This is a genomic window from Halomonas sp. ABH4_019, from assembly GCF_056159885.1.
Genome location: NZ_JBSWWC010000001.1, coordinates 262,514 through 284,759 on the forward strand (window position 1 = coordinate 262,514; position 22,246 = coordinate 284,759).

Here is a 22,246-nt window from a genome sequence, read left to right on the forward strand (position 1 = left end):
GGCAAAGTGTTTCCCCTGCCCTCAGGGTAGTTGTCGCCATCGACGCGAAGATTGCCACTTTGGTCGCATGCCGCGACAGTGCCCACCCAACGAAAACGGGCACCGCCCCGGTGGAGGCGGTGCCCGTCGATCAGGCCGCGGCCGAGGTCAGGTCGCGTCCTGCTCCAGCGCCGGTCGCTCGTCGGCCTGGTCGCCGCGCGTCTTGCGCCTCAGCCAGTCGGTGGTCCTGGCGATCATGGCGTAGAAGGTCGGCACGAAGAGGCTGCCGAGCACTGCCACCGAGGCCATGCCCATCGCCACCGTGGTGCCGATGTGGTGGCTGCTGGTATCGCTCGCCCCGGTCGCCAAGGCCAGCGGCAGGGTGCCGAAGATGAACGCCAGCGAGGTCATGACGATCGGCCGGAAACGCAGCTCTGCCGCCGTGATGGCCGCCTCGCGGATGGTCCTGCCCATCTCGCGGCGCTGCAGCTCGGCGAACTCGACGATCAGGATGGCGTTCTTGGCCGCCAGGCCGACCACCACCAGCATGCCGATCTGCACGTAGACGCTGGTGTCCAGCCCGCGCAGGGCGATGCCACCGATGCCGCCCAGGAAGGCGAAGGGGGTCGCCGTGAGCACCGCCAGCGGCAACGACCAGCTCTCGTACTGGGCCGCCAGGATCAGGAACACCATCAGCAGGCCGAAGACGATCGCCAGCGTCGCGGCACTGCCTGCCTGGCTCTCCTGGTAGGCGGTGCCGGTCCAGCCCATGCCCCAGCCATCGCCGAGGGTCTCCTCGACGACGCTGTCCATGGCGGCGATGGCCTGGCTGGAGCTGTAGCCCGGCGCCGGCCCGCCCTGGAACTGGGCCCCCGGGTAGACGCCGAAGCGCGTCACCACCGCCGGCGCCGTCTGGCGCTCCAGGGTCACGAACTCGGAGAGCGGGATGCGCTCGCCGTCGCCGCCGCGCACGTAGACGTTGGAGATGTCGTCCGGCGTCTTGCGGAACTCGTCCTCGTTCTGCAGGTAGACCTGGAAGTTGCGGCCCTGATAGCTGAAGTAGTTGACGAAGCCGTTGCCGAAGGTGTTGCCCAGGGTCGAGTTCAGCGCCTGCAGCGACACGCCGTAGCTGAGCGCCTTCTGCTGGTCGATCTCGGCACGGAAGGACGGCACGTTGACGTTGAAGGTGGTGAACACCTGCTGCAGCACCGGGTTCTGGCCGGCGGCCTGCATGACCTTCAGCGAGGCCTGATAGAGCTCCTGGGGCGACGCCCCCTCGTAGGACTGCAGGTAGCCGGTGAAGCCGCCGGTGGTCGACAGCCCGATGATCGGCGGCATGTTGAAGGCGATGGCCGTTCCGCCCGGCGTCTGGGCGCCGAGGCCCATGATCTTGCCGATCAGGTCCGTGGCGGTGAGATCGCGCTCGTCCCAGGGCTCCATGTTGACGAAGATGACCCCGCGGGCGGTGTTCACCGAGCTGGTCAGCATGTCGTAGCCCGCCACCGCCGAGGAATACTTCACCCCCGGGATCTCCTCGATGCCCGCACTCAACTGCGACATGTACTCGTTGGTGCGCGCCAGCGACGCCGAGTCCGGCAACTGGACGGCGGCGATCACGATGCCCTGGTCGGTCTCGGGGACCAGCGTCGACGGGGTGCTCTGGTAGAGCCACCAGGAGCCCGCCCCCACCAGGGCGGTGAGCAGCAGCGCCAGGCCCCAGAAGCGCACCAGCCGCTTCACTATCCACATGTAGACGGCGGTGATCCCCGCAAACAGGCGATCGAACAGCCGCAGCGGCGTGCGCACCGCCCGCCGGAAGGCCGACTCCTTGCGGTGCAGGTCGTGCTTGATGAAGATCGCCGACAGCGCCGGGGTGAAGGTCAGCGCCATCAGCGCCGAGAAGGCCACCGACACGGCGACGGTCAACGCGAACTGCTGATAGATCTGGCCGCTGAAGCCGCCCAGGAAGGCCACCGGCACGAACACCGCCGCCATGATCAGCGAGGTGGCGATGACCGGCCCGCCGACTTCCTTCATGGCCCGCACGGTGGCCTGCAGGACGGTGATCTCCTCATCCTCGCTGAGCACCCGCTCGACGTTCTCCACCACCAGGATGGCGTCGTCCACCACGATGCCGATCGACAGCACCAGCGCGAACAGCGTCAGCAGGTTGATCGAGAAGCCAAAGGCATAGAAGCCCGCGAAGGTGGCCAGCACCGAGACCGGCACCACCGACATGGCGATCACCGTGAAGCGCCAGTTCTGCAGGAAGATGAACAGGATGACGCCGACGATCAGGAAGGCTTCGATGAAGGTGTGCAGCACCGTCTCCACGGAGGCGTCGATGAACTGGGTGGTGTCATAGGGCACCACGTACTCGAGCCCCGGCGGGAAGCGGGTGGCCAGCTCGTCCATGGTCGCCTGGACCCCGCGGGCGGTCTCCAGGGCGTTGGCGCCGGGCTGCTGGTTGATCAGGATCGGCGTCATGGTGCCGCCGTTCAACCGCGCATCGACGCCATAGAAGGAGGCCCCCAGCTCGATCCGCGCCACGTCGTCCAGGCGCAGCGCCGAACCGTCGGGATTGGTGCGCAGGAAGATCTTGCGGAAGTCGTCGACGCTGCTCAACCGGCCGCCGGCGGTGATGGTGTAGGTGAAGGCGCGCGGCTCCGACTGCGGGGTGGCCGCCAGGCTGCCCGCCGGCACCTCGGTGTTCTGGGCACGGATCGCGCTGGCCACCTCGGAGGGCGTCAGGTCGTACTGGGCCAGCTTGTCCGGGTCCATCCAGATGCGCATGGCGAAGTCACCGCCCCCCAGCACCTCGGCCTCGCCGACGCCAGGCACCTGGCGCAGCTCGTCGAGGATATTGAGGGTGGCATAGTTCTGCATGTAGACCTTGCCATAGTCGCCCTGGGGCGAGATCAGCGACACCAGCATCAGGATCGAGCTGGAACGCAGCTCCACCGTCACGCCCTGGTCCTGCACCGCCTCGGGCAGCTGGGAGAGCGCCCCCTGCACCCGGTTGTTGACGTTGATGGTGTTGATGTCGCCGTCGGTGCCGATATCGAAGGACACCGAGAGGCTCATCGAGCCGTTGTCGGCGCTGGTCGAGGTCATGTAGAGCATGTCCTCGACGCCGTTGATGGCTTCCGCCAGCGGTGCCGCCACCGTCTGGGCCACGGTCTCGGCGTCGGCCCCGGGGAAGGTGGCATTGACCGAGACCGTGGGCGGCACCACGCTGGGATACTGCTCGATGGGCAGCACCCGCATGCTCATCAACCCAATCACCGTCAGGATGATCGCCAGCACCGTGGCGAAGATCGGTCGCTTGATGAAGAAGTTGGAGAAGTTCATTCCGCCGCGTCCTCTTCGGCCGATGCGGCCTGCCCGGCGGCCGCACCGTTATCTCCCTGCTGCTGGCCCTGGCCCTGGCCCTGGCCCTGGCCCTGGCCGGCAGGCTGGGCCGCATTGGCCTGGGCAACCAGTGCCGCGGCATCGCCATCGAAGGGCTGGGCCTGGATCGGCGTGCCCGGCTGCAGGCCGGCCGGGTCGCCGACCACCACCCGTTCGCCCGGCTCCACGCCGCCGGTCAGGATCTGCCAGGGGCCGGCCAGCTCGCCGAGCTCCACCGGCCGGGCACGCGCCACGTCGTCCTCGTCGAGCACGAACACCTGGGGCCCCATCAGGCCCTGGCCCAGCGCGATTTCGGGCACCGCCAGCACCTCGAAGCGCTTCAGGCCCTCCAGGCGCACCCGGACGAACTGCCCCGGCAGGACACGCGCCTCGGGATTGGCGAAGGAGGCCTGGGCCTGGACGGTACTGGTGGCCTCGTCCACCCGCGAGCCCAGGAACTCCAGATGCCCCTCGAGGCTACCCTCGCTCCCCGGCAGTTCGAGGCTCGCGCCGATATCGTCGAGCGACGCATCGCCGAGCTGGCGACGCAGCGCGAAGGCATCCTGCTGGGGCAGCTGGAAGCGCACCTCGAGCGGGTCCAGCGGCGTGATGGTGGCGAGCTCGGTGCCGGAACTGACCAGGTTACCGACATTGACCTGGCTGAGGCCGATGGCCCCGCCGACCGGCGCGGTGACGTCGGCATAGCCCAGGTCGATGCGGGCGCTGGCCAGGGCCGCCTCGGCCTGGGCCACGCTGGCCCGAGCCACGTTGAGATCGGCCTGGGCCTGGTCGACCTGCTGGCGGCTCACCGAGTTCTGGCTGAGCAGCTGCTGGAAGCGGTTGGCATCGCGGCGCGCCCGGGCCAGTTCGGCCTGGGCGCTCTCCAGATCGGCCTCGCGCTGGGCCACGGTCGCCTGGTACAGATCCGGCTCGATGGCGTAGAGGCTCTCGCCTTCCTCGACGATCTCGCCGGGTTCGAAGTGGCGTGCCTCGAGGAAACCAGTGACGCGCGCCACCAGAGTCACCTCGCTCTCGCTGCGCAGCTTGGCGGGGTAGGACTTGTCCAGGGGGATGTCCTGGCGCGCCAGGGTCGCCACCTGCTTGGGTTGCGGCGGCGCCTCGCCGCCCTGCGCCGCGGCCTGCTGCTGGGAGGCTTCGTCCTGGCCACAGGCGGACAACAGCAGGCCCGCGGCCAGCGCCAGCAGCCCGGCGCGGCTGCGTTGTAGGGTCGTTTTCATGCCTGACAATCTCGTTAGGGGATCGAACGTCGACGCGGGTCAGCGAGCGACGGAAACGGATCTAAACATACATCCATGCTTGTACGTAAGCGCCTTCACGACTCGGGACGCGGCGGCGCGCCGATGTCCATCGCCTCGTCGTAGCGGCCACCCTCGCGGGCATCGGGCAGCGACAGGTAGACGCTTTGGTCGTCCGCCAGCCAATCGTTGATCGACTCGATGGCCTCGACGTTCAGGGTGCCCGACTGCTGACGCAGGGTGAGCAGGTCGATCACGTAGTTGAAGCGGGCATCGGCATGATCGGCGATGGCATCGTAGAGGCTCTGCTCGGCGTTGAGCACGTCGACGATGTTGCGGGTGCCGACCTCGTAGCCGGCGCGGGTGGCGTCCAGCGCGCTCTGGTTGGAGACGATGGCCTGGGCCCTGGCCTCCACCGTGGCCACGTCGTTGCTGACCTGGGTGTACAGCGAGCGTACCTGCTGGATGGTCTGGCGACGCTGGTCCTCGAAGTCGTACTGGCTGGCCTCCAGGGAATAGGTGGACTGGCGGATCCCCGCACTGGTCCGCCCGCCGGTGTAGAGCGGCAGGCTCACGCCCACGCCGACCTGGCTGGAGGACGAGTGCCCCTCGAGGCCATCCTGGTCGGCATCGGCATAGTCGTAGTTGGCGAAGGCCTGCACCACCGGCAGCCGCTGGGCCTGGGCGATGTCCACGCCGCTGCGCGACACCTCGACACCGGCCTGGCTGGCCAGCACCAGCGGATTGTTGTCCATCGCCAGGTCGACCCAGGCATCGCGATTGCTCGGCTCGGGCGGCGTCACCGGCATGGCCTCCTGAAGGGCGTCGATGCTCTCGTAGCGCTCTCCGGTCAACCGCTCCAGGGCCTCGAAACTGACCTGCAGATCGCTCTCGGCGGCGATCCGCTCGGCCCGCGACTGGTCATAGCTGGCCCTGGCCTCTTCCACCTCGGTGATGGCGATCAGTCCCACGTCGAACTGCTCCTGGGCCTGCTCGAGCTGGCGCCCGATGGCCCGCTCCTGGGCGCGACGCGCCTCGAGGATCTCGTGGGCCCGCAGGATATCGAAGTAGGCCGACGCCACGTCGATCAGCACCTGCTGCTCGGTGGCCGCCAGTTGGTAGGTCTGCTGGTCGATCTGGCGCTCGGCCTGCTCGACCTCGGCGCTGTTGGAGGCGTCATACAGCGCCTGGGTCGCCTCCAGGGACAGCGCGGCGCTGTTGTAGCTGTCATCGCTTTCGCCGCTGCTTCCCGTGCCGCCGGCGGCGGCGAGCGAGGAACGCTGGCTCTCGTATTGACGATTGTGCGCCACCTGCCCGGAGGCCGTGAGCTGCGGCAGCAGATCGCCCTGTTCGACATCGCGGCCCGCCTCCACGCTGCCATACTGGGCCCGGGCCGAGGCCAGGCTGGCATTGCGGTCGAGGGCATCCTGGGTGATGGTCAACAAGTCGGCGGCCTGGGCCTGGCCGGCCAGCGACAGGGCCAGCAGGCAAGGCAAGAGGGCGAGACGCCCCGCCGGCACCGGATGAAACGGCTTCATCGGCAAGTTCCTTCTGCGAAGTGTGACTATACATTCATTGTCGCATGTTTGTAGCGGCAATCCATCCTCGGTCCATGCAATTAGCGTGAAAATTATCACACCGAACGGCGACGACCGTGGAATCGACTATGCTGCAAAGCAGCATAGGCCATGACCATAGAGGAGCGCCCATGGACGACCTGGCCTTCGTGCGCGTCAGAGAGCTGGAGATCGCCGTGCGCGTCTGGCATCCCGACGCGCCCCGCACCCTGATCGCCTGGCATGGGCTGGCCCGCCATGGCGGCGACTTCGCCGAGCTCGCCCGTCGGCTGGGCCCCGGCTGGCGGGTCCTGGCCCCGGACACGCCCGGGCGCGGCCTGTCCAGCTGGTCGCTCTATCCCTCCCATGACTACTTGTACTCCCACTACATGACCATAGCAGTCGCGGTACTGGATCACTTCGCCCTCGAGCGAGTGCCCTGGGTCGGCACCTCCATGGGCGGGCTGCTCGGCATGCTGCTGGCCGCCGACGCGGAGACCGCCCCGCGCATCGAACGCCTGGTGCTCAATGACGTGGGGCCGGAACTGGACCCGGACGGCCTGGCCTCGCTGGCCAGCTACTTCGGCGTGCCGCACCGCTTCAGCCGCTTCAGCGACCTCGCCGCGGAGCTGCGTGCCCATTACGCCGGCTTCGGCATCCAGGACGAGGCGACCTGGCGACGCCTGGCTCTCGAGAGCGCCCGCCGGCTCCCGGACGGCGGCTGGACCTACCACTACGATCCCCGCATCGGCGAGCAGTTTGTCCACGACTCGCCTCGCGACACCTGGGCCGACTGGCGGGCCATCCGCTGCCCGCTGATGGTGGTGCGCGGCGCCGACTCGCCGCTGCTGCGCGCCGACAGCGTGGACCGCATGCAACGCGAGCAGCCGACGCTGGTCCGCCTGGAGGCCCCCGGCTGCGGCCACGCCCCGATGCTCGACCGTCCCGACCAGGTCGCGCCCATCGCCGACTTCCTGACCCTCCCCCTGCCGGCCGGCGCGCCGTCACCGCGCCCCCGGGCGGCCTGGTGGCGACGCAGACTGGCCTGGCTGTGCCGTGGGCCTCGGGGCTGACGCTTCAGACCCGCTCCACCCGAGCCAGGGCCCGAGCCACCCCCTCCCGGTAGGCGCCACCGAACAGCAGCAGGTGATTGAGCAGCGGATACAGCTGGAACAACGCCTCGCGGCGCGGCCAGTCCTCGGGCGCGTCGCCCTGCCAGTAGGCCTCGAAGAAGGCCGATGAAGGGGCCCCGAACAGCGTCAGCATGGCCAGGTCGACCTCCGGATAGTGACGATAGACCGCCGGGTCGATCAGCGCCGGCCCGCGCGCTGTATAGAGCACGTTACCCGACCACAGATCGCCGTGTACCAGGCTCGCCGAGGCGTCCGGCAACCAGGTCTCGAGGCCATGGGCCACGCCCTCCACGCGCTGGCGCAGCCGATCGTCCAGCAGCCCCCGGGCATGACAGGCCCTCGCCAGGGGCAGCAGGCGGCGCTCACGCTGGAAGGCGCGCCCGTCGGCCAGCGGCGCATTGGGCTGAGGCGTGGCGCCGCAGGCATTGTCCCGGGGCCAGCCATGGGGCGCGGTGCCGGCCGCATGCATCTCGCGCAGCCCTTCGGCCAGGATGATCTCGTCGTGCGGCGCTCGAGGCCTCGGTGCCAGGGCCTCCATCACCAGCCAACCATCGCCTTCTCCCCAGACCTCCGGGACCACCAGGCGCGGCGACGCCTGGCGCAGCGCCTGGAGCCCCTCCGCCTCGCCGGCCAGCCGCACGGCGTCGTCATGCTTGGCCACCGCCTCGCCACGGTCGGTCGACAGGCGATAGACGGCGGCGATGTCGCCGCCGGACAGCGGCGTGGGCTCCCCTCGTGGGCGAATGCCATGGCGGCGCAGCAGGGCATCGAGCGCAGGATGCATGACGGTCCTCCTTTGGTGGTCGTCCCAGAGGCTCGTCGCTCGACAGCGGCCTGTCAAAACGTCTCCTCGGCTCGCGGCGTCCGGCGCCGTCGACGGCTCATCGGCTGACACCCGGGGCGCCTTGTGGCACAACGGGAGGACGACACTCGAATGACGGGAGATGCCCATGTACAAGCTCGCCTTCTTCGTGCCCGTGGAGGACGCCGAGGCCGTCAAGGAGGCCGTCTTCGCGACCGGCGCCGGACGCATCGGCGACTATGAGGCCTGCTGTTTCCAGACGCCCGGCACGGGCCAGTTCCGCCCGCTGGCGGGGGCCAACCCTCACCTCGGCCGGGTCGGCGACCTGGAACGCGTGGCGGAGCTCAAGGTGGAGCTGGTCTGCGAGGACGCCCTGATCGACGAGGCACTCGCCGCGCTCAGGCGTGCGCACCCCTACGAGGAACCGGCCTACGACGCCTGGCGGCTCGCGGACCTGTGACCGGGGCGACGACGTCGGCGGCGATCATCGCATCAGGCCGAGCCGAAGTAGCGCTCGCGATCCTCGGGGGTGATGTCGCTGACGTGCAGCGGGAAGTCGCCGTCCCGACGGTCGGCGAAGAAGTGGCGCAGGGTACGCTCGATGGTGGGAAAGGCCAGCTCGTCCCAGGGAATCTCCCGCTCCTCGAACAACGCGACCTCGAGACTCTCCGGGCCGGCACCGAAGTCGCCGGTCAGCTCGGCGCGAAAGATCATGAACACCTGGTCGATATGCGGCAGGTTGATCAGGGTGTAGAGATGATGGATCGCCACCTCGGCCAGGGCCTCCTCGCGGGTCTCGCGAGCCGCCGCCTCGACGGTGGTCTCGGCGTTCTCCATGAAGCCCGCCGGCAGCGTCCAGTAGCCCTTGCGCGGAGCGATGGCGCGGCGACACAGCAGCACCCGCGAGCCATGCACCGGCAGGGTGCCGGCGACAATGCGCGGGTTCTGGTAGTGGATGGTCCCGCAGGCCTCGCACAGGTAGCGTGGCCGGTCGTCGCCGTCGGGAATCGCGAATCGGACCGGCTGACCACAATGGCTGCAAAAGTTCATGGCGCTCCCTGGCAGGCTGGCGGCGGGACATGAGCCGGGCTTGACGCCGCACACGGCGACTGGGTAAAAGGGGTGAAACCCGACGGAATCACCATGTTAGAGAAACTCCGCGAGCGCCTGCAAGCACATGCGCCGCATCGACTGCGTGTCGACCTGCCCCAGGCGGCCGTGCTCATCCCCGTGGTGGCGCGCCCCGAGCCCACCCTGTTGTTCACCCGCCGCGCCGCCCATCTCGCCACCCACAGCGGGCAGGTGGCCTTTCCCGGCGGCAAGCGCGAGCAAGGGGATACCGACCTGCTGGCCACCGCGCTGCGCGAGTCCGAGGAGGAGATCGCCCTGCCGCCGGCCCGGGTGGAGGTCCTCGGCCGGCTCTCGGAGGTGCTGTCGCTGCACGGCCTCAAGGTCACGCCCTATGTGGGCGTGATCCCGCCGGACCTGCCACTGGTGGCCGACCGGGGCGAACTGGACGCCATCTTCGAGGTCCCCGTAGCGGACTTCCTGGCCGACCGCCGCACCCACACCGACGTGATTCGCGTCGACGGCCGCGACTACTTCGTGCCGAGCTACCGCCACGCCGACCACGTGATCTGGGGGCTGTCGTCGATGATGCTGGTGGAGCTGCTGGCCGAGGGCTTCGACATGCCGATCAGCCTGTTCCGACGCCCCTCGGGTGAACTGCGCTTTCATCCCGAACGCCGGGTGACGCCATCATGAACCCTCCGCACCTGCCGCCTTCACGGCTCAGCGAACTGCTCGATGCCCTGGTCGAACGGGGCTGGTACCTCGGCGAGGGTTTCCTGCCCGAGACGCTGCATGCCCCGCTGCTGGCCGAGGTCGAGGAAATGGCCGCTCGCGACGCCCTGGCCGCCGCCGGCGTCGGGCGCGGCACCGAGCACCATCTGCGCCACGACATCCGCGGCGACGCCATCCGCTGGCTCGACCGCGAGAGCCCGGCCCAGCGCCGCTACCTGGAGGCCATGGGCGAGCTGCAGCAGGCCCTCAACCAAGCACTGTTCCTGGGGCTGTTCGAGTACGAGGCCCACTTCGCCCAGTACCCGCCGGGTGCCTTCTATCGGCGCCACCTCGACAGCTTCCGCGGCCGCGCCAACCGGGTGATCTCCACCGTGGGCTACCTCAATCCCGGCTGGCCCGACGACGGCGGCGGCGAGATGGTGATCTACGACGCCGACGACCCCGAGCGGGAGCTGGTTCGGGTGCGTCCCGAGGCCGGCACCTTCGTATGCTTCCTCTCGGACCGGGTGCCCCATGAGGTGCTGCCGACCCGTCATCCCCGCGCCAGCATCGCCGGCTGGTTCCGGCGCAACGCCTCGCTGGGCGGCCTGGTGGACCCGGCCCGCTGATGGAGGACGGACGTGCCGACCTCGAGGCGCGCCTGGCGGCACTCGAGGCCAAGAAAGCCGAGCTCGAGTCGCGCTGCGCGCGGCTCGGCGAGGACCGCGACCACTATCGCTGGCTGACCGAGCACACCACCGACCTGATCTCCCGGCACGCCCGCGACGGCACCTTCCTGTATGCCTCCCCGGCCGCCCGCGAGCTGATCGGCTACGCCCCGGAGGCGCTGCTCGGCGTCTCGGCCTACGCGCTCTTCCACCCCGATGACCTGGCCGACCTGCTCGCCAAGTCGCCCCGGGTCTATCACCGCGACGGCTTCTATCGGCTCAGCTATCGCTTCCGGGCCCGGAATGGCCGCTACGTATGGATCGAGACCACCAGCCGCACCCGCCGCGACCCCGACAGCGGCGAGCTGCTCGACATCCTGTGTGTATCGCGCGACATCGGCCAACGCCGCGAGGCCGAGGCCCAGGCGCGCCGCCATCAGGAACAGATCGCCCACGCCAACCGCCTGGCGGCCACCGGCGAACTGGCCTCGACCATCGCCCACGAACTCAACCAGCCGCTGGCGACCATCGCCAACTACGCCAGCGGCGCGCTGATGCGGCTCGAGGCCGCCCCGGACGCCCCCGCCCGCGACCTGGCGCTACCGCTTGGGCGCATTCACGAGCAGGTCGGCGATCTCGCCGAACGGCTGCGCCTGATCCGCACCTTCGTGCGCCGCGGCGAGACCCGCTGCGCGCCCCTGGCGCTAGCCACCGCCGTCGAGGGCGCCGTACGGCTGTGCGACTGGCAATTCCGCCAGGCCGGCGTGCGCCTGGTGCACGACCTGCCGGACGACCTGCCGACGGTCCAGGGCGACCCGCTGGCCCTGGAACAGGTGCTGGTCAACCTGCTGCGCAACGCCCTGGACGCCAGCCGCGATCACCCCGGCGCCGAGCGCGTCACCATATCGGCCCGCCATCCGGGCGGCCGGGAACTGGTCTTCCGGGTACAGGATCGGGGGCCCGGCATCGAGGCGGCGACCCGGGCACGATTGTTCACGCCCTTCCACAGCACCCGAGGCGACGGCCTCGGCATGGGGCTCGCCATCGCCCGCTCGCTGATGGAGGCCATGGGCGGAGGCCTGGTCCTCGAGGCAACCGGCGACCAGGGCACCCTGTTTCGGGGCACCCTGCGCCTCGCCGATACCGGCTGAGCCAGGCCCGGCCATGGGCGCCCGGCGCCTCGCGAGCGCGGACCTTGGCATGACCGCCTGGACCGTCAGGGGGTACACTTCTCGCTGCGCCCGAGGCGCCCTTCATCGCCCGCCGCCGGAGTCCCGCGTGACCGAGTTTCCCCCACCTCCCTGCATCGCCATCGTCGACGACAACGCGGACCTGCGCGAGTCGCTGGCCTGGCTGCTCGACTCCGTGGGGCTGTCCACCCTGGCCTATGGGGACGGCGAAAGCTTCCTCGCCACCGACCCCGAGCGCCACGACGTCGTCCTGCTCGACGTGCGCATGCCCGGGTTGTCGGGCCTGCAGGTGCAGCAGCGCCTGATCGAGCGCGGCGACGAGACGCCGCTGATCTGCATGACCGGCCACGGCGACGTGCCCATGGCGGTGAGCGCGCTGAAGGCGGGCGCCTTCGACTTCGTCGAGAAACCCTTCAACCAGCAGCAGCTCATCGACCTGCTGCAGCGTGCCGCGGCGGCATCGCGCCGGCAGCGCGTGGAACGCACACGACGCTCGGCGCTGCACGCGCGCTTCGCGGCCCTGCGACCCAAGGAGCAGGCGATCCTGGTCCACATCGCCGAGGGCCTGACCAGCCGCGAGATCGCCGCCCGCCTGGGGATCAGCGCCAAGACCGTGGAGATCTACCGGCTGCGGGCCATGAAGGCGCTGGGCGCCGCCAACCTGGCCGAACTGGTCCGCCTGGTCACGGCGCTGGGGCTGGTGCCGACGCTGCCGGGGCCATGACCGCGAGGCGTCAGGAGCCGGACAGGTCCTCGAAGGGGACGGCTCCCATGGCGCGCCGCGAGACGCCGAGATCGATGGTGATCTCGACCCGCCGGTTGCGCGCCCGCGCCTGGGGCGTCGGCTCCTCGACCAACGGGCGCGTGTCGGCGAACCCCCGCACCACCAGCCGCTGCGGGTCCATGCGCGGGTTGTCCATCAGCACGTTGGCCACCGAAGCGGCGCGGGCCGCCGACAGGTCCCAGTTGCTGGCATAGCGACTGCCACCGATCGGCACGTCGTCGGTATGACCGTCCACCTCCAGCCGCCCGGGCACATCGACCAGCACCTCCGATATCCGCCCCAGCAGTTCGGCGAACGGGGCAAGCACCCGGGCCTCCCCGGAGCGGAAGGTGCTCTGCTCCTGGATGCGCATCACGATGCGCTGTTCGTCGGCCTCGACGCGCACCTGGCCCTTTGCCACCGCGTCTTCCAACAGTACCGCGACTTCCCGCGAGACGGCCCTCATTCGCTGATCCTGCGTCGTCTCCAGGGTGCCCCGGAAGGTGTCATGCCGCGGGCGCTCCTCGCTGGTGCTCTGGCGCACCTGCTCCAGGGGCGTCGGCTGGGGGCGCCCCGGCGCGAAACGATCGAAGGCCGGACTGGTCCCCATGGGTATCTGCTCCGCCGGCACCTCGCGCTGCACACCGAAGGCCCTGGCCAGTTCCCCGGCCAGTCGCTCGAAGCGCTCGGCATCGATCTCGGCAAACGACAGCAGCAACACGAAGAAGCACATCAGCAGCGACATCAGGTCGGCGTAGGTCACCATCCAGCCCGCCACCCCGGAACGCTTCGACTGGGTGATCTCATCCATGATCGGTCGCCTCCGCCGAAAGCTCGCCACCCTCCTCTCGGCCCCGCTGCTCCGGAGGCAGGTAGAGGCTCAGCATCTGCTCGATGACGCGGGGATTCGTCTCCCGCTTGATGGCGATCAGCGCGTCGATCCACAGCGCCTGCATGCGCGCCTCCTGCGACGTGCGCAGCGAGAGCTTGGCGGCGATGGGACTGGCCACCATGGTGGCCAGCATGGCGCCATAGAGGGTCGTCAGCAGGGCCACCGCCATGGCCGGCCCGATCGAGCTCGGATCGCTCATGTTGGCGAGCATCTGCACCAGCCCCACCAGGGTACCGATCATGCCCATCGCCGGGGCCACTTCGGCCATCGCCGAGAAGAGGTTGGCACCGAACTGGTTGCGTTCCAGGGTCAGCAGCCGCTCCTTCTGGAGCAGCTCGCGCAGCGTCTGGTCATCGAAGCCATCGGCCAGCATCTGCAGCCCCTGCTGCAGGAAGGGGCTCGACGCCTGCTCCCCCTCCAACGCCAACAGCCCCTTCTGGCGTGCCGTCTTGGCGAGGGCGACCAGCTCGTCGATGCTGGCGGTCGTGTCCGGCAACTGAAACTTGAAGGCGCGGCTGGTGGCTCTGAGGGCCTGCTTGAGCTGGGCAAGGCTGAACTTGGCCATCACCACGCACAGGGTGCCGCCGAAGACGATCAGCAGGGACAGCGGGTTGAAGAAGATCACCGGCGACGCGCCGAGGGCGACCGCCGTACCCACCAGGATGATGGCCCCGACGAGGCCGATGAGAGTTGCCAGGTCCATGTCCGACTCCTTGTCTCCTTGAAAGCGCCGAGTGGCTGGCAGGCAACATAGTCGGCCGCATCGTTGGCTTCCACTCTCATCGTTACCCAACGAAACACACACATGACAGGGGGCATCCCCGGCGCCCTGCCCCCTCGCCCCCCCGGACCTCGGCGACGCCCCAGCCCGAGGCACGCGGCCGACTTGCCTCGCGGATATCCCCCCGGCACCTGCCACGGCGCCCGCCAGGGATTACACTCCGGGAAAGAGCCAGCGCAGCGAGGAACGACGACCATGATCCAGGACGCGGACCGCAAGCATCTCGAACACTGCCTGACCCTCGCCGAGGAGGCCCTGGTGGCCGGCGACGAGCCCTTCGGCTCGCTGCTGGTGTCGGCCGACGGCGAGGTGCTGTTCGAGGATCGCAACCGCATCGCCGGCGGCGATGCCACGCGACACCCCGAGTTCGCCATCGCCCGCTGGGCGGCGGAACACCTGAGCCCGGCGGAGCGGGCCGCGGCCACCGTCTACACCTCCGGCGAGCACTGCCCGATGTGCGCCGCAGCCCACGGTTGGGTGGGGCTCGGCCGTATCGTCTATGCCAGTTCCAGCGCCCAGCTGGGGGAATGGCTGGGCGCCCTGGGCGTTCCGCCACCGCCGGTGGCCCCGCTGCCGATTCAGCAGGTGGTGCCGGGCGTCACCGTGGAGGGGCCCGCCGAAGGACTCGACGAGCGAGTGCACACCCTGCACCGGCGCCTTCACCGTGCCGGGCAAGCGTCGACATCCGACTAGCCCCCGGCCGCTCAGGCGCCACGGCGCCGATCCAGGGGGTTGCGCTCGGCCAGCCGGGCGAAGCCCAGCCGCCGCAGCACCCCGGCATGGCTGCCGCGCTGATGCGGCAACGTCTGGATGGAGCGGGTGATCTCCTGCCGGAAGCCGTCGCGCGGGTGGCGTCGATGAATCTCCTCCAGCGCCTGCGCGGGTAACAGGTGCCGATGGGCACCGACCACGTCCATGTGCGCCCCGTACTTGAGCAGCAGGGCCTCCGCCGTGTGACGGCCGGCGTCGAGCCACGGATTCAGGTGGTAGCTGATCGCCTCGTAGAGGCGGATCGCATCGGCGTCGCGCCACCGCGCATCGAGCGCCAGCCGCCGTGCCTCTCGGGCCCCGGTAACCTGGAAGGCCGTGCCCGCGATGCAGCCGGCATGCGCTTCCGCCAGGCCGGCGTCATGCATCAGGCAGGCCACATAGAGCGTCTCGGCATCCGCCTCGACCCCCAGCGACTGCCCCACCAGCGCGCCCATCCACCAGGTGCGATAGCAGTGCGCCAGCAGCGCGGGGCTGTACTGTGCCGCCACCTGGGCCTCGACCCGACGGCATAGGGCGCTGTCGGGCGGCCGAAGGCGCGCAAGATCCACGCCGCGCCTGCGGGTACGCGAACGATCGAGCCGCCAGGCCAGCCGACCCAGGCGTTCGTCCCACTGGCTGCGCACCAGCTGATAGATCAGATGCGCCTTCTCGCGGGTGTTGAGCACACCCTCCGTCGTCTCGCTCCACGAGAAGGAACCCGGGGTGGGGCCGAGCATCGGCAAGCTCCTTTAGTTACTTTCAATACGAAAGTAAACTAGGGGCAAAACTTGCACATTGCAAGCTATTGGCACATGACGCTATCCTGCGCGACATGAACGACCCCACTCGACATCCGACGCCCTGCCCCCTGGCCCGCGCCCTGGAACTCGTCGGCGATCGCTGGAGCCTGGTGATCCTGCGCGAGATCACCAAGGGCAAGCATCGCTACGGCGACTTCAGCCACTGCGCCGAGCGGATCCCGACCAACATCCTGGCGAGCCGCCTGCGCCGGCTCGCCGAGCACGGCATCATCGCACGGGTCCCCTCCGAAGCGGGATCGAAACGCCACGAGTATCACCTCACGCCCCGGGGCGCGGCGCTGCTGCCGGCCATGCAGGCCCTGGCCCGCTGGGGCGGCGACCAACTGGCCGAGTGCGATGCGCCACCGGCGCACTTCCTCGCGCTGACGGCAGAGGAACTGCCGACACGCGAGCCGGGCTAGACGCGCACGCGGTAGGCGAGATCCCGGGCCTGGTCGCCGGTCATGCCGCGGAAGCCCCAGCAGTGCGGCGGCTGCTCCTTGAGGATGATCTCCACGTCCACCGGCGCGATGCCGAGCCGGGCCTCGATGCGCGCGAACAGCGCCTCGATCAAGGCCTTCTGGGTCTCGGCCGTGCGCCCCGCCATCATGTTGATCTCGATCACGGTGTAGGCGTCGCTGCGCCCGCCGGGGTAATAGAAGTCGTCGGCGTCCATCGGCATGAAGCGGTGGGCCCGCTTGTCCTCGGGCATGCCCAGCACCGACATCATGCAGTCGTGGATCACCGCCGAGAGGCGAGCCTTGATGGGGTCCAGACGATGGCGGATGCCATAGATCACGATCATGTCATTTCCTTATGGGCTAGGGCCTCCCCCTTGGAGACCCGGGTGGGTTCACCCGGCCGCGGCCAGGCGACATTCCATGCCGACCAGCGGCGGATCATCCAACAGCGTGACGAAGCCGTGGCGGCGATAGAACCGCACGGCCGCGCTGTCGGCGAAGACCTTGAGCCGCAGCGCCTCGAGGCGACGCTCGCGGGCCCGCGCCTTGGCGGCCTCGAGCGCCCGGGCGCCGAGCCCGACGTCGCGCCGACCGGCCACGACCTGCAGGTCCTGGAGATAGCCGATGCCTTCACCGTAGTGGAGGCGCAGATAGCCCACGCAGGCGCCTTCACACCACAGCAGATGGTTCTCGCCGGCGGCCCAGCCGGCCTCAAACGCCGCCGGATGCCAATCAAGGCCATGGCGCTCATAGTCCTCGCGCATGTTGGCCTGCACCAGGGCGGCGGCCCAGTCACGGTCGGACTCCCGCGCCGGGCTCAGCGACAACACTACGCCTCAGCCCCGGACCGTCGCCGCAAGCCGCTCGCCGACACGCAGCATCTGGCCGACGCCCTCGAGCGGGATGGCATTCTGTCCGAAGAAAGCGCCCTTCCAGCCCGGCTGGGTGTCCATCTCGACCAGCGTCTTCAGCGGCTCCTTGGGGACCGGCGCCTCACCGGTAAGCGGATCCTGGGTGATGATCTTGCAGCGCTTGCAGGGCTTGCGCAGCCCCAGGCGGACTCCCGACTCGAAGGTCAGCGCATCCCAGTCGACCTCGGCGAAAGGCGCTTCTCCCTCGACCACCAGGTTGGGCCGGAAACGCCCCATCGGCACGGGATCGAGCCCCTTGGCGGCGAGGCGTTCGTTCAGTCGCTCGAGCGAGGCCTGGTGCGTCACCAGCAGCGGATAGCCGTCGGAGAAAGCGGTATGCGCCGACTCGCCCCTCAGGTAATCGGCCTCCACCTCGCGGCGTCGCTCCTCGGGGAATCGCACCAGCCGCAGCCCGCCGTCATCGGCGCCGCCCAGCACCTCGGTGAGCCAGTCGGCCGCCTCCACGCCTTCATCCAGCGCCTCGCAGACGTCCTTCCAGATGCTCACCTCGAGACGCTCGAGTCCGTGACGCTCCAGCGGCACGGCCAGGGGCGCGACCTCGGGATGCTCCAGCACCAGGCGATTGGCCTCGAGGCGCACCGTCACCCGAGCCATGGCGGGGCGCTCGCGCTGGGTGACGAAGCGGCCATCGGCGTCCACGACCATCCAGCGGCGATCGAAGGCCAGGCCGCGCTCGGTAAGCGTGGCCCGCTCGAGAGTGATGCCGCGCAGCGACTTGACCGGATAGATGTTGAGCTGGGTGATGCGCATCCTTGCCTCCCTGGCATTGGTGGAAGATTTACTCTACCAAGCCGGCTACGCTTTTTCCTCGGCGAGCGCGGCGAGCACCGCGGCCTCGGCGTGCAGGGCCGTGGTGTCGTAGAGCGGCACCGAAGTATCGGCCTGGCCGACCAGCAGCGCGATCTCGGTACAGCCGAGGATCACCGCCTCGGCGCCGCGCGCATGCAGATCCGCGATGATCTCGAGAAACACCGCCTTCGAGGTCGGCTCGATGCACCCCTGGCACAGCTCATCGAAGATCACCCGATGCACCCGTTCGCGCTGCTCGGCCTCCGGCACCCGCACCTCGATGCCGAAGCGCTCGGTGAGCCGATCCTTGTAGAAGGCCTGCTCCATGGTGAAACGCGTGCCCAGCAGTCCCACCCGGCGAATGCCGTCCTCGCGCAGCCGCTCGGCGGTGGCATCGGCGATGTGCAGCAGCGGGATCTCGATGGCCGCCTCGACCCGAGGCGCGACCTTGTGCATGGTGTTGGTGGCAATCAGCAGCAGGTCCGCCCCCGCGGCCTGCACCCGCTGGGCCGCCTCGGCGAGCCGCTCGCCCGCCGCGTCCCAGCGATCCTCGCGCTGCAGCGCCTCGATCTCGGCGAAGTCGACGCTGTAAAGCGCCACCTTCGCCGAATGCAAGCCGCCCAGCTCGCGCTTCACGCCCTCGTTGAGGGCTCGGTAGTAGCTCTGGGTGGATTCCCAGCTCATGCCGCCGAGCACGCCAATGGTCTTCATGGTCACCTCCGTGTGGAACCGTTGGGACATTACCAGTATTCCGGTGCCTCGAGAGAGGCCGCACACCTCGCCCTACCCGCCAGACGCACGAGCACGCCGGACGCGAGCTCGCGCGCCATCCAGGCCTCGGGATGCGCCAGCGGATGGGGCGCCGTAATGGCATGATCCGCCCGGAAGCCGGCCCGGGCGTAGTAGCGAGGATCGCCCAGCACCAGCACGCAGTCGACCCCGGCAGCGGCCAGCCGCGCGAAGCCCTCGGCGATCAAGGCGCCGCCGATCCCTCGCCGCTGCTCCCCAGGCGCCACCGCCAGAGGCGCGAGGATGCGCACACTCGCCCCGGGGTGGCCTTCGATCGATACCGCGCTGAAGAGGGCATGCCCCACCGGCCTGCCCTGCCGTTCGGCGACCAGAGACAACAGCGGCCGTGCCGTGTCGTCGTGCAGCAGGGCCGCCACCAGCGCGGCGACCGTGGGGCCCTCCGAGGCGCCGAAGGCCGCCTCGTGGAGGGAGAGCAGAGCGGGCTCGTCTTGCCCCGTCGATTCACGTATCGTCAAGCTCGCCTCCTTGTCAGGCATCGCAGGTTCTTCTCGGCGGGCTTCCCCAAGGCGCCCAGGCGCAGACCTCTCGCCTCTCGCCTCTCGCCTCTCGCCCCCGCGCCCAAAGCCCGACGGCCGTCCATGGACGCGGAGGAAAAGCAGGATCGCCCCCATCATGAGACGCCACTGACTCACACGGCAACCTTGAGCACGCCGTCTCGCCGATGAGAGAAGAAAGCGCAGGCGTCCATCATGGCAGGCATGGCGTATCTCCTGGCGGGAAAAATTCCATCACAGCACCGCCTGGCCCGGACGGGGTGGCGCTGGATCAAGCCGACGCCAGAGATGCTTCCGAGCATGACGATCCGGGCGGTGGAGAGAGGTGAATGCCCACGCCCTTCCCCGCCGGCGCTCGGGCGATTACCCTGCTTATGGATCCCCTTCCCATCCACTATCAGGACCCCGCCATGAGCCCGGCCGACACCCTCCGCCTGATCCTGCTTTCCTCGCTGTGGGGGATGTCGTTCATCTTCATGCGGGTGGCGGTGCCCGAATTCGGTCCGGTGCCGCTGATCCTGGTGCGCATGGGTGTGGGCGCGCTGCTGATGGTGCCGCTGCTGCTCGGCGCCCGTTACCTGCGGCTGGTGTGGGAAAACGCCGGCAAGCTGATGCTGCTGGGGCTGGTCAACCACGTGCTGCCGTTCTCGCTGCTGGCGCTGGCCACCACTCGATTGGAGGCCGGCTTCACCTCGCTGATCAACGCCACCACGCCGCTGTTCACCGCCCTGCTCGGCGCGCTGTTCTTCGCCACCCCGGTGTCGCGCCGCCAGTACCTGGGCCTGGCGCTGGCCTTCCTCGGGGTCTATGTGCTCTCGGCGGACCGGCTGGATTTCGCCCTCGGCGGCGACGGCTGGTTCATCCTCGCGGTGCTCGGCGCCACCTTCTGCTACGGCATCGCCACCAACTACTCCAAGACCTACCTGTCCCACCTGCCGGTGCGCGTGCTGGCCGCCGGCAGCTGCGCCATGTCCGGGCTGATCCTGCTGCTGCCGGGCCTGTGGCTGTGGCCCCAGGCCCCGATCAGCGGCCTGGGCTGGGCCAACGGCCTGGCGCTGGCGGTGTTCAGCACCACCCTGGCGTTTCTGCTCTACTTCGGGCTGATCGCCAGCGCAGGAGCCACCGCCACCTCCACGGTCACCTTCCTGGTGCCGGTCAGCGCCCTGCTGTGGGGCTATGTGCTGCTCGACGAGACGCTGAGCCTGCAGGTCCTGGCCGGCATGGCCATTACCCTGGCCGGCACCGCCATCGCCACCGGTATGCTGCGCCTGGGCTGGCCGGCACGCCTGGCCCGGCGACGCGACGAGCGCCTAGACTGAAGGCGATGCCGCCCCGCTCCACGGGAGCCCCATGGACACCGCCCGCCTGCGTTTCCACGGCGAGCTCGACGACTTCCTGCCCCGCGAGCGGCGCGGCCGCACGCTGGCCTACCGGGTCGACCGCCGCGCCGCCATCAAGGACGTGATCGAGGCCCTCGGCGTGCCTCATCCGGAGGTCGACGCCATCCTCGTCGATGACGCCCCGGTGGGCTTCGACCATCGCCTCGCCGCCGGCGAGACGGTGAACGTCTACCCCGCCGACGCCGCACCGCCGGTGGCCGCGTCGCATCGCCTGCGACCGCCCCTGCCACGGCCGCCCCGCTTCGTACTCGACGTCCACCTGGGCCGACTGGCCCGCTACCTGCGCCTGCTGGGCCTCGACTGTCGCTACCGCCATCGCGCCGACGATGCCGAGCTCGCCGAATGGGCCGAGACCGAGGCACGCATCCTGCTGACCCGCGACCGCAACCTGCTCAAGCGACGGCGCGTCTCTCTGGGGCGATTCGTGCGCGCCGACGATCCCTTCGAACAGCTGGTAGAGGTGGTGCGGGCCTTCGCGCGACTCGACGAACTGGCGCCCTTCACTCGCTGTACGCGCTGCAACGGCCGACTCGAGGCCGTCGCCAAGGACAGCGTGATCCATCGGCTGGAACCGCTGACGCGCCGCTACGTGGACGACTTCCTGCAGTGCGAGGCCTGCGGCCAGCTGTACTGGCATGGCAGCCACGTGTCGCGGATGCGCTCCCTGGTGGCCAGGCTGCGCCACCGGCTCGATGAGGCAACATGAAAGACGGCCGTGGCGTCGCCGCCACGGCCGTCGGTCTCAACGGCGAGACGAGCGCCGCTCAGAAGTTCGGCTTGCGCTTCTCGACGAAGGCGCTCATGCCCTCGCGCTGTTCCTCGCCGGCGAAGCACAGCGCAAACAAGCTGGTCTCCAGGGCCAGCGCGCTGTCCAGGTCCTGGTCCATGCCGTCGTGGACCGCCTGCTTGGCGCCGCGTACCGCCTGGGGACCGTTGCCGCCGAGCTGCTTGGTCAGCTCGGCGGCGTAGTCCTCGAGCTCGGTCTGGGGCATCACCCGGTTGACCAGGCCGATGCGCAGGGCCTCGTTGGCGTCGATTTTGCGCCCGGTGGTGACCAGGTCCAGGGCCATGGCGGGGCCGACCCGGCGCGGCAGGCGCTGGGTGCCGCCGAAGCCGGGGATCACCCCGAGCAGCACCTCGGGCTGGCCGAACACGGCATTGTCGCTGGCCACCGCCCAGTCACAGGCCAGCGCCAGCTCGCAGCCACCGCCCAGGCAGAAGCCGTTGACCAGCGCCACCACCGGCACCGGCAGGGCCTCCAGCCGCTTGAGGGTAGCGAGCGCCTGGCCGGCGAAATCGCGGGCCTGGGGCGCGCTCTTGTCGCGCATCTCGGTGATGTCGGCGCCGGCCACGAAGGCCTTCTCGCCGGCCCCGGTGATCAGCACCGCGCGCAGGTCGTCGCGGGCCTCGAGCTCGTCGAGGGTCGCCGCCAGGGCGGCGATGACCTCGCTGTTGAGGGCGTTGAGCGCCTTGGGACGGTTGACGGTCAGGCGCACGATGCCGGCGTTGTCCTGCACCTCGATCGGCTGCTCGCTCATGATGACTCCTCGTGATAACGAAAGGGACGATTCGCCCTCACCCTAGCGAACGCTTGGTTGGGCGACAATGGCGGCTTTGG

Annotated in this window: 24 protein-coding genes; 10 read left to right on the forward strand and 14 right to left on the reverse strand. The window is 69.5% G+C overall.

Annotated elements, in window-relative coordinates; translation table 11 throughout:
• Window positions 1–147: 147 nt before the first annotated feature.
• From ACXAFN_RS01190 to ACXAFN_RS01200, 3 genes are all read right to left on the reverse strand, one after another.
• A complete protein-coding gene (locus ACXAFN_RS01190; protein ID WP_474985465.1) occupies window positions 148–3,330 on the reverse strand; it encodes an efflux RND transporter permease subunit in 3,183 nt (1,060 codons plus the stop codon).
• The gene (locus ACXAFN_RS01195; protein ID WP_474985467.1) at window positions 3,327–4,607 is read right to left on the reverse strand and encodes an efflux RND transporter periplasmic adaptor subunit; all 1,281 of its coding nucleotides are present in this window, start codon (window positions 4,605–4,607) and stop codon (window positions 3,327–3,329) included. The genes ACXAFN_RS01190 and ACXAFN_RS01195 overlap by 4 nt, the downstream gene beginning before the upstream one ends.
• Before the next feature lie 95 nt (window positions 4,608–4,702).
• Window positions 4,703–6,163: a TolC family outer membrane protein gene (locus ACXAFN_RS01200; protein ID WP_474985469.1), complete on the reverse strand. Its 1,461-nt coding sequence runs from the start codon at window positions 6,161–6,163 to the stop codon at window positions 4,703–4,705.
• 170 nt (window positions 6,164–6,333) lie between these two features.
• Here ACXAFN_RS01200 and ACXAFN_RS01205 point away from each other — a divergent pair, with 170 nt between their 5' ends.
• Window positions 6,334–7,254 carry an alpha/beta fold hydrolase gene (locus ACXAFN_RS01205; RefSeq protein WP_474985471.1) on the forward strand — a complete coding sequence of 307 codons (921 nt, stop codon included), beginning with the start codon at window positions 6,334–6,336 and terminating at the stop codon, window positions 7,252–7,254.
• Between the two features lie 4 nt (window positions 7,255–7,258).
• On the opposite strand, the gene ACXAFN_RS01210 is transcribed toward ACXAFN_RS01205, so the two are convergent.
• Window positions 7,259–8,098 (reverse strand): fructosamine kinase family protein, encoded by an 840-nt coding sequence (locus tag ACXAFN_RS01210; RefSeq protein ID WP_474985472.1) that lies wholly within the window; start codon window positions 8,096–8,098, stop codon window positions 7,259–7,261.
• A gap of 166 nt (window positions 8,099–8,264) precedes the next feature.
• On the opposite strand from ACXAFN_RS01210, the gene ACXAFN_RS01215 reads away from it, so the two are divergent.
• A complete protein-coding gene (locus ACXAFN_RS01215) occupies window positions 8,265–8,576 on the forward strand; it encodes an NGG1p interacting factor NIF3 (protein WP_474985474.1) in 312 nt (103 codons plus the stop codon).
• 32 nt (window positions 8,577–8,608) lie between these two features.
• Here the strand turns inward: ACXAFN_RS01215 and ACXAFN_RS01220 are convergent, their stop codons facing one another.
• Window positions 8,609–9,166: an NUDIX hydrolase gene (locus ACXAFN_RS01220; protein ID WP_474985476.1), complete on the reverse strand. Its 558-nt coding sequence runs from the start codon at window positions 9,164–9,166 to the stop codon at window positions 8,609–8,611.
• 93 nt (window positions 9,167–9,259) lie between these two features.
• On the opposite strand from ACXAFN_RS01220, the gene ACXAFN_RS01225 reads away from it, so the two are divergent.
• The 4 genes from ACXAFN_RS01225 (at window position 9,260) to ACXAFN_RS01240 (ending at window position 12,480) form a co-directional block, all read left to right on the forward strand.
• Window positions 9,260–9,880, forward strand: coding sequence for a CoA pyrophosphatase (locus tag ACXAFN_RS01225; RefSeq protein WP_474985478.1), 621 nt, complete (start codon window positions 9,260–9,262; stop codon window positions 9,878–9,880).
• Window positions 9,877–10,527, forward strand: a complete 651-nt coding sequence (locus ACXAFN_RS01230) for a 2OG-Fe(II) oxygenase (RefSeq protein WP_474985480.1) — start codon at window positions 9,877–9,879, stop codon at window positions 10,525–10,527. The genes ACXAFN_RS01225 and ACXAFN_RS01230 overlap by 4 nt, the downstream gene beginning before the upstream one ends.
• Entirely contained in the window at window positions 10,527–11,717 is a 1,191-nt protein-coding gene (locus ACXAFN_RS01235; protein ID WP_474985482.1) for a sensor histidine kinase, read from the forward strand. Before ACXAFN_RS01230 ends, ACXAFN_RS01235 begins: the two co-directional genes overlap by 1 nt.
• Window positions 11,718–11,844: 127 nt before the next feature.
• Window positions 11,845–12,480 carry a response regulator transcription factor gene (locus ACXAFN_RS01240; RefSeq protein ID WP_474985483.1) on the forward strand — a complete coding sequence of 212 codons (636 nt, stop codon included), beginning with the start codon at window positions 11,845–11,847 and terminating at the stop codon, window positions 12,478–12,480.
• A gap of 10 nt (window positions 12,481–12,490) precedes the next feature.
• On the opposite strand, the gene ACXAFN_RS01245 is transcribed toward ACXAFN_RS01240, so the two are convergent.
• Both ACXAFN_RS01245 and ACXAFN_RS01250 read right to left on the reverse strand, forming a co-directional pair.
• The gene (locus ACXAFN_RS01245) at window positions 12,491–13,330 is read right to left on the reverse strand and encodes a flagellar motor protein MotB (protein WP_474985485.1); all 840 of its coding nucleotides are present in this window, start codon (window positions 13,328–13,330) and stop codon (window positions 12,491–12,493) included.
• The gene (locus ACXAFN_RS01250; protein WP_474985487.1) at window positions 13,323–14,114 is read right to left on the reverse strand and encodes a MotA/TolQ/ExbB proton channel family protein; all 792 of its coding nucleotides are present in this window, start codon (window positions 14,112–14,114) and stop codon (window positions 13,323–13,325) included. The genes ACXAFN_RS01245 and ACXAFN_RS01250 overlap by 8 nt, the downstream gene beginning before the upstream one ends.
• 273 nt (window positions 14,115–14,387) lie before the next feature.
• Between ACXAFN_RS01250 and ACXAFN_RS01255 the strand changes: the two genes are divergently transcribed.
• On the forward strand, window positions 14,388–14,885 hold the full coding sequence (locus tag ACXAFN_RS01255; protein ID WP_474985489.1) for a nucleoside deaminase: 498 nt from the start codon (window positions 14,388–14,390) through the stop codon (window positions 14,883–14,885).
• 11 nt (window positions 14,886–14,896) lie between these two features.
• Here ACXAFN_RS01255 and ACXAFN_RS01260 read toward each other — a convergent pair whose 3' ends face one another.
• Complete coding sequence (locus ACXAFN_RS01260; protein WP_474985491.1) at window positions 14,897–15,679, reverse strand: HD domain-containing protein; 783 nt, start codon at window positions 15,677–15,679, stop codon at window positions 14,897–14,899.
• Window positions 15,680–15,774: 95 nt separating this feature from the next.
• On the opposite strand from ACXAFN_RS01260, the gene ACXAFN_RS01265 reads away from it, so the two are divergent.
• Window positions 15,775–16,164: a winged helix-turn-helix transcriptional regulator gene (locus ACXAFN_RS01265; protein ID WP_474985492.1), complete on the forward strand. Its 390-nt coding sequence runs from the start codon at window positions 15,775–15,777 to the stop codon at window positions 16,162–16,164.
• On the opposite strand, the gene ACXAFN_RS01270 is transcribed toward ACXAFN_RS01265, so the two are convergent.
• From ACXAFN_RS01270 to ACXAFN_RS01290, 5 genes are read right to left on the reverse strand one after another with little or no spacing between them, the layout of a single operon-like run.
• Window positions 16,161–16,547 (reverse strand): tautomerase family protein, encoded by a 387-nt coding sequence (locus ACXAFN_RS01270; RefSeq protein WP_474985493.1) that lies wholly within the window; start codon window positions 16,545–16,547, stop codon window positions 16,161–16,163. The two genes, ACXAFN_RS01265 and ACXAFN_RS01270, sit on opposite strands and share 4 nt — an antisense overlap.
• A gap of 48 nt (window positions 16,548–16,595) precedes the next feature.
• On the reverse strand, window positions 16,596–17,030 hold the full coding sequence (locus ACXAFN_RS01275; protein ID WP_474985495.1) for a GNAT family N-acetyltransferase: 435 nt from the start codon (window positions 17,028–17,030) through the stop codon (window positions 16,596–16,598).
• 9 nt (window positions 17,031–17,039) lie between these two features.
• Complete coding sequence (locus tag ACXAFN_RS01280) at window positions 17,040–17,885, reverse strand: MOSC domain-containing protein (RefSeq protein WP_474985497.1); 846 nt, start codon at window positions 17,883–17,885, stop codon at window positions 17,040–17,042.
• A 45-nt stretch (window positions 17,886–17,930) separates the two neighbouring features.
• A complete protein-coding gene (locus ACXAFN_RS01285; RefSeq protein WP_474985498.1) occupies window positions 17,931–18,635 on the reverse strand; it encodes an aspartate/glutamate racemase family protein in 705 nt (234 codons plus the stop codon).
• A gap of 29 nt (window positions 18,636–18,664) precedes the next feature.
• A complete protein-coding gene (locus ACXAFN_RS01290; protein ID WP_474985500.1) occupies window positions 18,665–19,189 on the reverse strand; it encodes a GNAT family N-acetyltransferase in 525 nt (174 codons plus the stop codon).
• A 449-nt stretch (window positions 19,190–19,638) separates the two neighbouring features.
• Between ACXAFN_RS01290 and ACXAFN_RS01295 the strand changes: the two genes are divergently transcribed.
• The gene (locus ACXAFN_RS01295; protein WP_474987442.1) at window positions 19,639–20,547 is read left to right on the forward strand and encodes a DMT family transporter; all 909 of its coding nucleotides are present in this window, start codon (window positions 19,639–19,641) and stop codon (window positions 20,545–20,547) included.
• 31 nt (window positions 20,548–20,578) lie between these two features.
• Complete coding sequence (locus tag ACXAFN_RS01300) at window positions 20,579–21,334, forward strand: Mut7-C RNAse domain-containing protein (protein ID WP_474985502.1); 756 nt, start codon at window positions 20,579–20,581, stop codon at window positions 21,332–21,334.
• Between the two features lie 58 nt (window positions 21,335–21,392).
• On the opposite strand, the gene ACXAFN_RS01305 is transcribed toward ACXAFN_RS01300, so the two are convergent.
• Window positions 21,393–22,166 carry an enoyl-CoA hydratase-related protein gene (locus ACXAFN_RS01305; RefSeq protein WP_474985504.1) on the reverse strand — a complete coding sequence of 258 codons (774 nt, stop codon included), beginning with the start codon at window positions 22,164–22,166 and terminating at the stop codon, window positions 21,393–21,395.
• Window positions 22,167–22,246 lie beyond the last annotated feature (80 nt).

Bases quoted from the DNA above. Each gene is read 5' to 3' on its own strand.
- ACXAFN_RS01270 (WP_474985493.1), bottom strand. From the start codon at position 16,547: ATGATCGTGATCTATGGCATCCGCCATCGTCTGGACCCCATCAAGGCT.
- ACXAFN_RS01235 (WP_474985482.1), top strand. From the start codon at position 10,527: ATGGAGGACGGACGTGCCGACCTCGAGGCGCGCCTGGCGGCACTCGAG.
- ACXAFN_RS01205 (WP_474985471.1), top strand. From the start codon at position 6,334: ATGGACGACCTGGCCTTCGTGCGCGTCAGAGAGCTGGAGATCGCCGTG.
- ACXAFN_RS01215 (WP_474985474.1), top strand. From the start codon at position 8,265: ATGTACAAGCTCGCCTTCTTCGTGCCCGTGGAGGACGCCGAGGCCGTC.
- ACXAFN_RS01210 (WP_474985472.1), bottom strand. From the start codon at position 8,098: ATGCATCCTGCGCTCGATGCCCTGCTGCGCCGCCATGGCATTCGCCCA.
- ACXAFN_RS01190 (WP_474985465.1), bottom strand. From the start codon at position 3,330: ATGAACTTCTCCAACTTCTTCATCAAGCGACCGATCTTCGCCACGGTG.
- ACXAFN_RS01305 (WP_474985504.1), bottom strand. From the start codon at position 22,166: ATGAGCGAGCAGCCGATCGAGGTGCAGGACAACGCCGGCATCGTGCGC.
- ACXAFN_RS01255 (WP_474985489.1), top strand. From the start codon at position 14,388: ATGATCCAGGACGCGGACCGCAAGCATCTCGAACACTGCCTGACCCTC.
- ACXAFN_RS01230 (WP_474985480.1), top strand. From the start codon at position 9,877: ATGAACCCTCCGCACCTGCCGCCTTCACGGCTCAGCGAACTGCTCGAT.
- ACXAFN_RS01265 (WP_474985492.1), top strand. From the start codon at position 15,775: ATGAACGACCCCACTCGACATCCGACGCCCTGCCCCCTGGCCCGCGCC.
- ACXAFN_RS01200 (WP_474985469.1), bottom strand. From the start codon at position 6,163: ATGAAGCCGTTTCATCCGGTGCCGGCGGGGCGTCTCGCCCTCTTGCCT.
- ACXAFN_RS01300 (WP_474985502.1), top strand. From the start codon at position 20,579: ATGGACACCGCCCGCCTGCGTTTCCACGGCGAGCTCGACGACTTCCTG.
- ACXAFN_RS01195 (WP_474985467.1), bottom strand. From the start codon at position 4,607: ATGAAAACGACCCTACAACGCAGCCGCGCCGGGCTGCTGGCGCTGGCC.
- ACXAFN_RS01225 (WP_474985478.1), top strand. From the start codon at position 9,260: ATGTTAGAGAAACTCCGCGAGCGCCTGCAAGCACATGCGCCGCATCGA.
- ACXAFN_RS01220 (WP_474985476.1), bottom strand. From the start codon at position 9,166: ATGAACTTTTGCAGCCATTGTGGTCAGCCGGTCCGATTCGCGATTCCC.
- ACXAFN_RS01260 (WP_474985491.1), bottom strand. From the start codon at position 15,679: ATGCTCGGCCCCACCCCGGGTTCCTTCTCGTGGAGCGAGACGACGGAG.
- ACXAFN_RS01285 (WP_474985498.1), bottom strand. From the start codon at position 18,635: ATGAAGACCATTGGCGTGCTCGGCGGCATGAGCTGGGAATCCACCCAG.
- ACXAFN_RS01280 (WP_474985497.1), bottom strand. From the start codon at position 17,885: ATGCGCATCACCCAGCTCAACATCTATCCGGTCAAGTCGCTGCGCGGC.
- ACXAFN_RS01245 (WP_474985485.1), bottom strand. From the start codon at position 13,330: ATGGATGAGATCACCCAGTCGAAGCGTTCCGGGGTGGCGGGCTGGATG.
- ACXAFN_RS01250 (WP_474985487.1), bottom strand. From the start codon at position 14,114: ATGGACCTGGCAACTCTCATCGGCCTCGTCGGGGCCATCATCCTGGTG.
- ACXAFN_RS01295 (WP_474987442.1), top strand. From the start codon at position 19,639: ATGAGCCCGGCCGACACCCTCCGCCTGATCCTGCTTTCCTCGCTGTGG.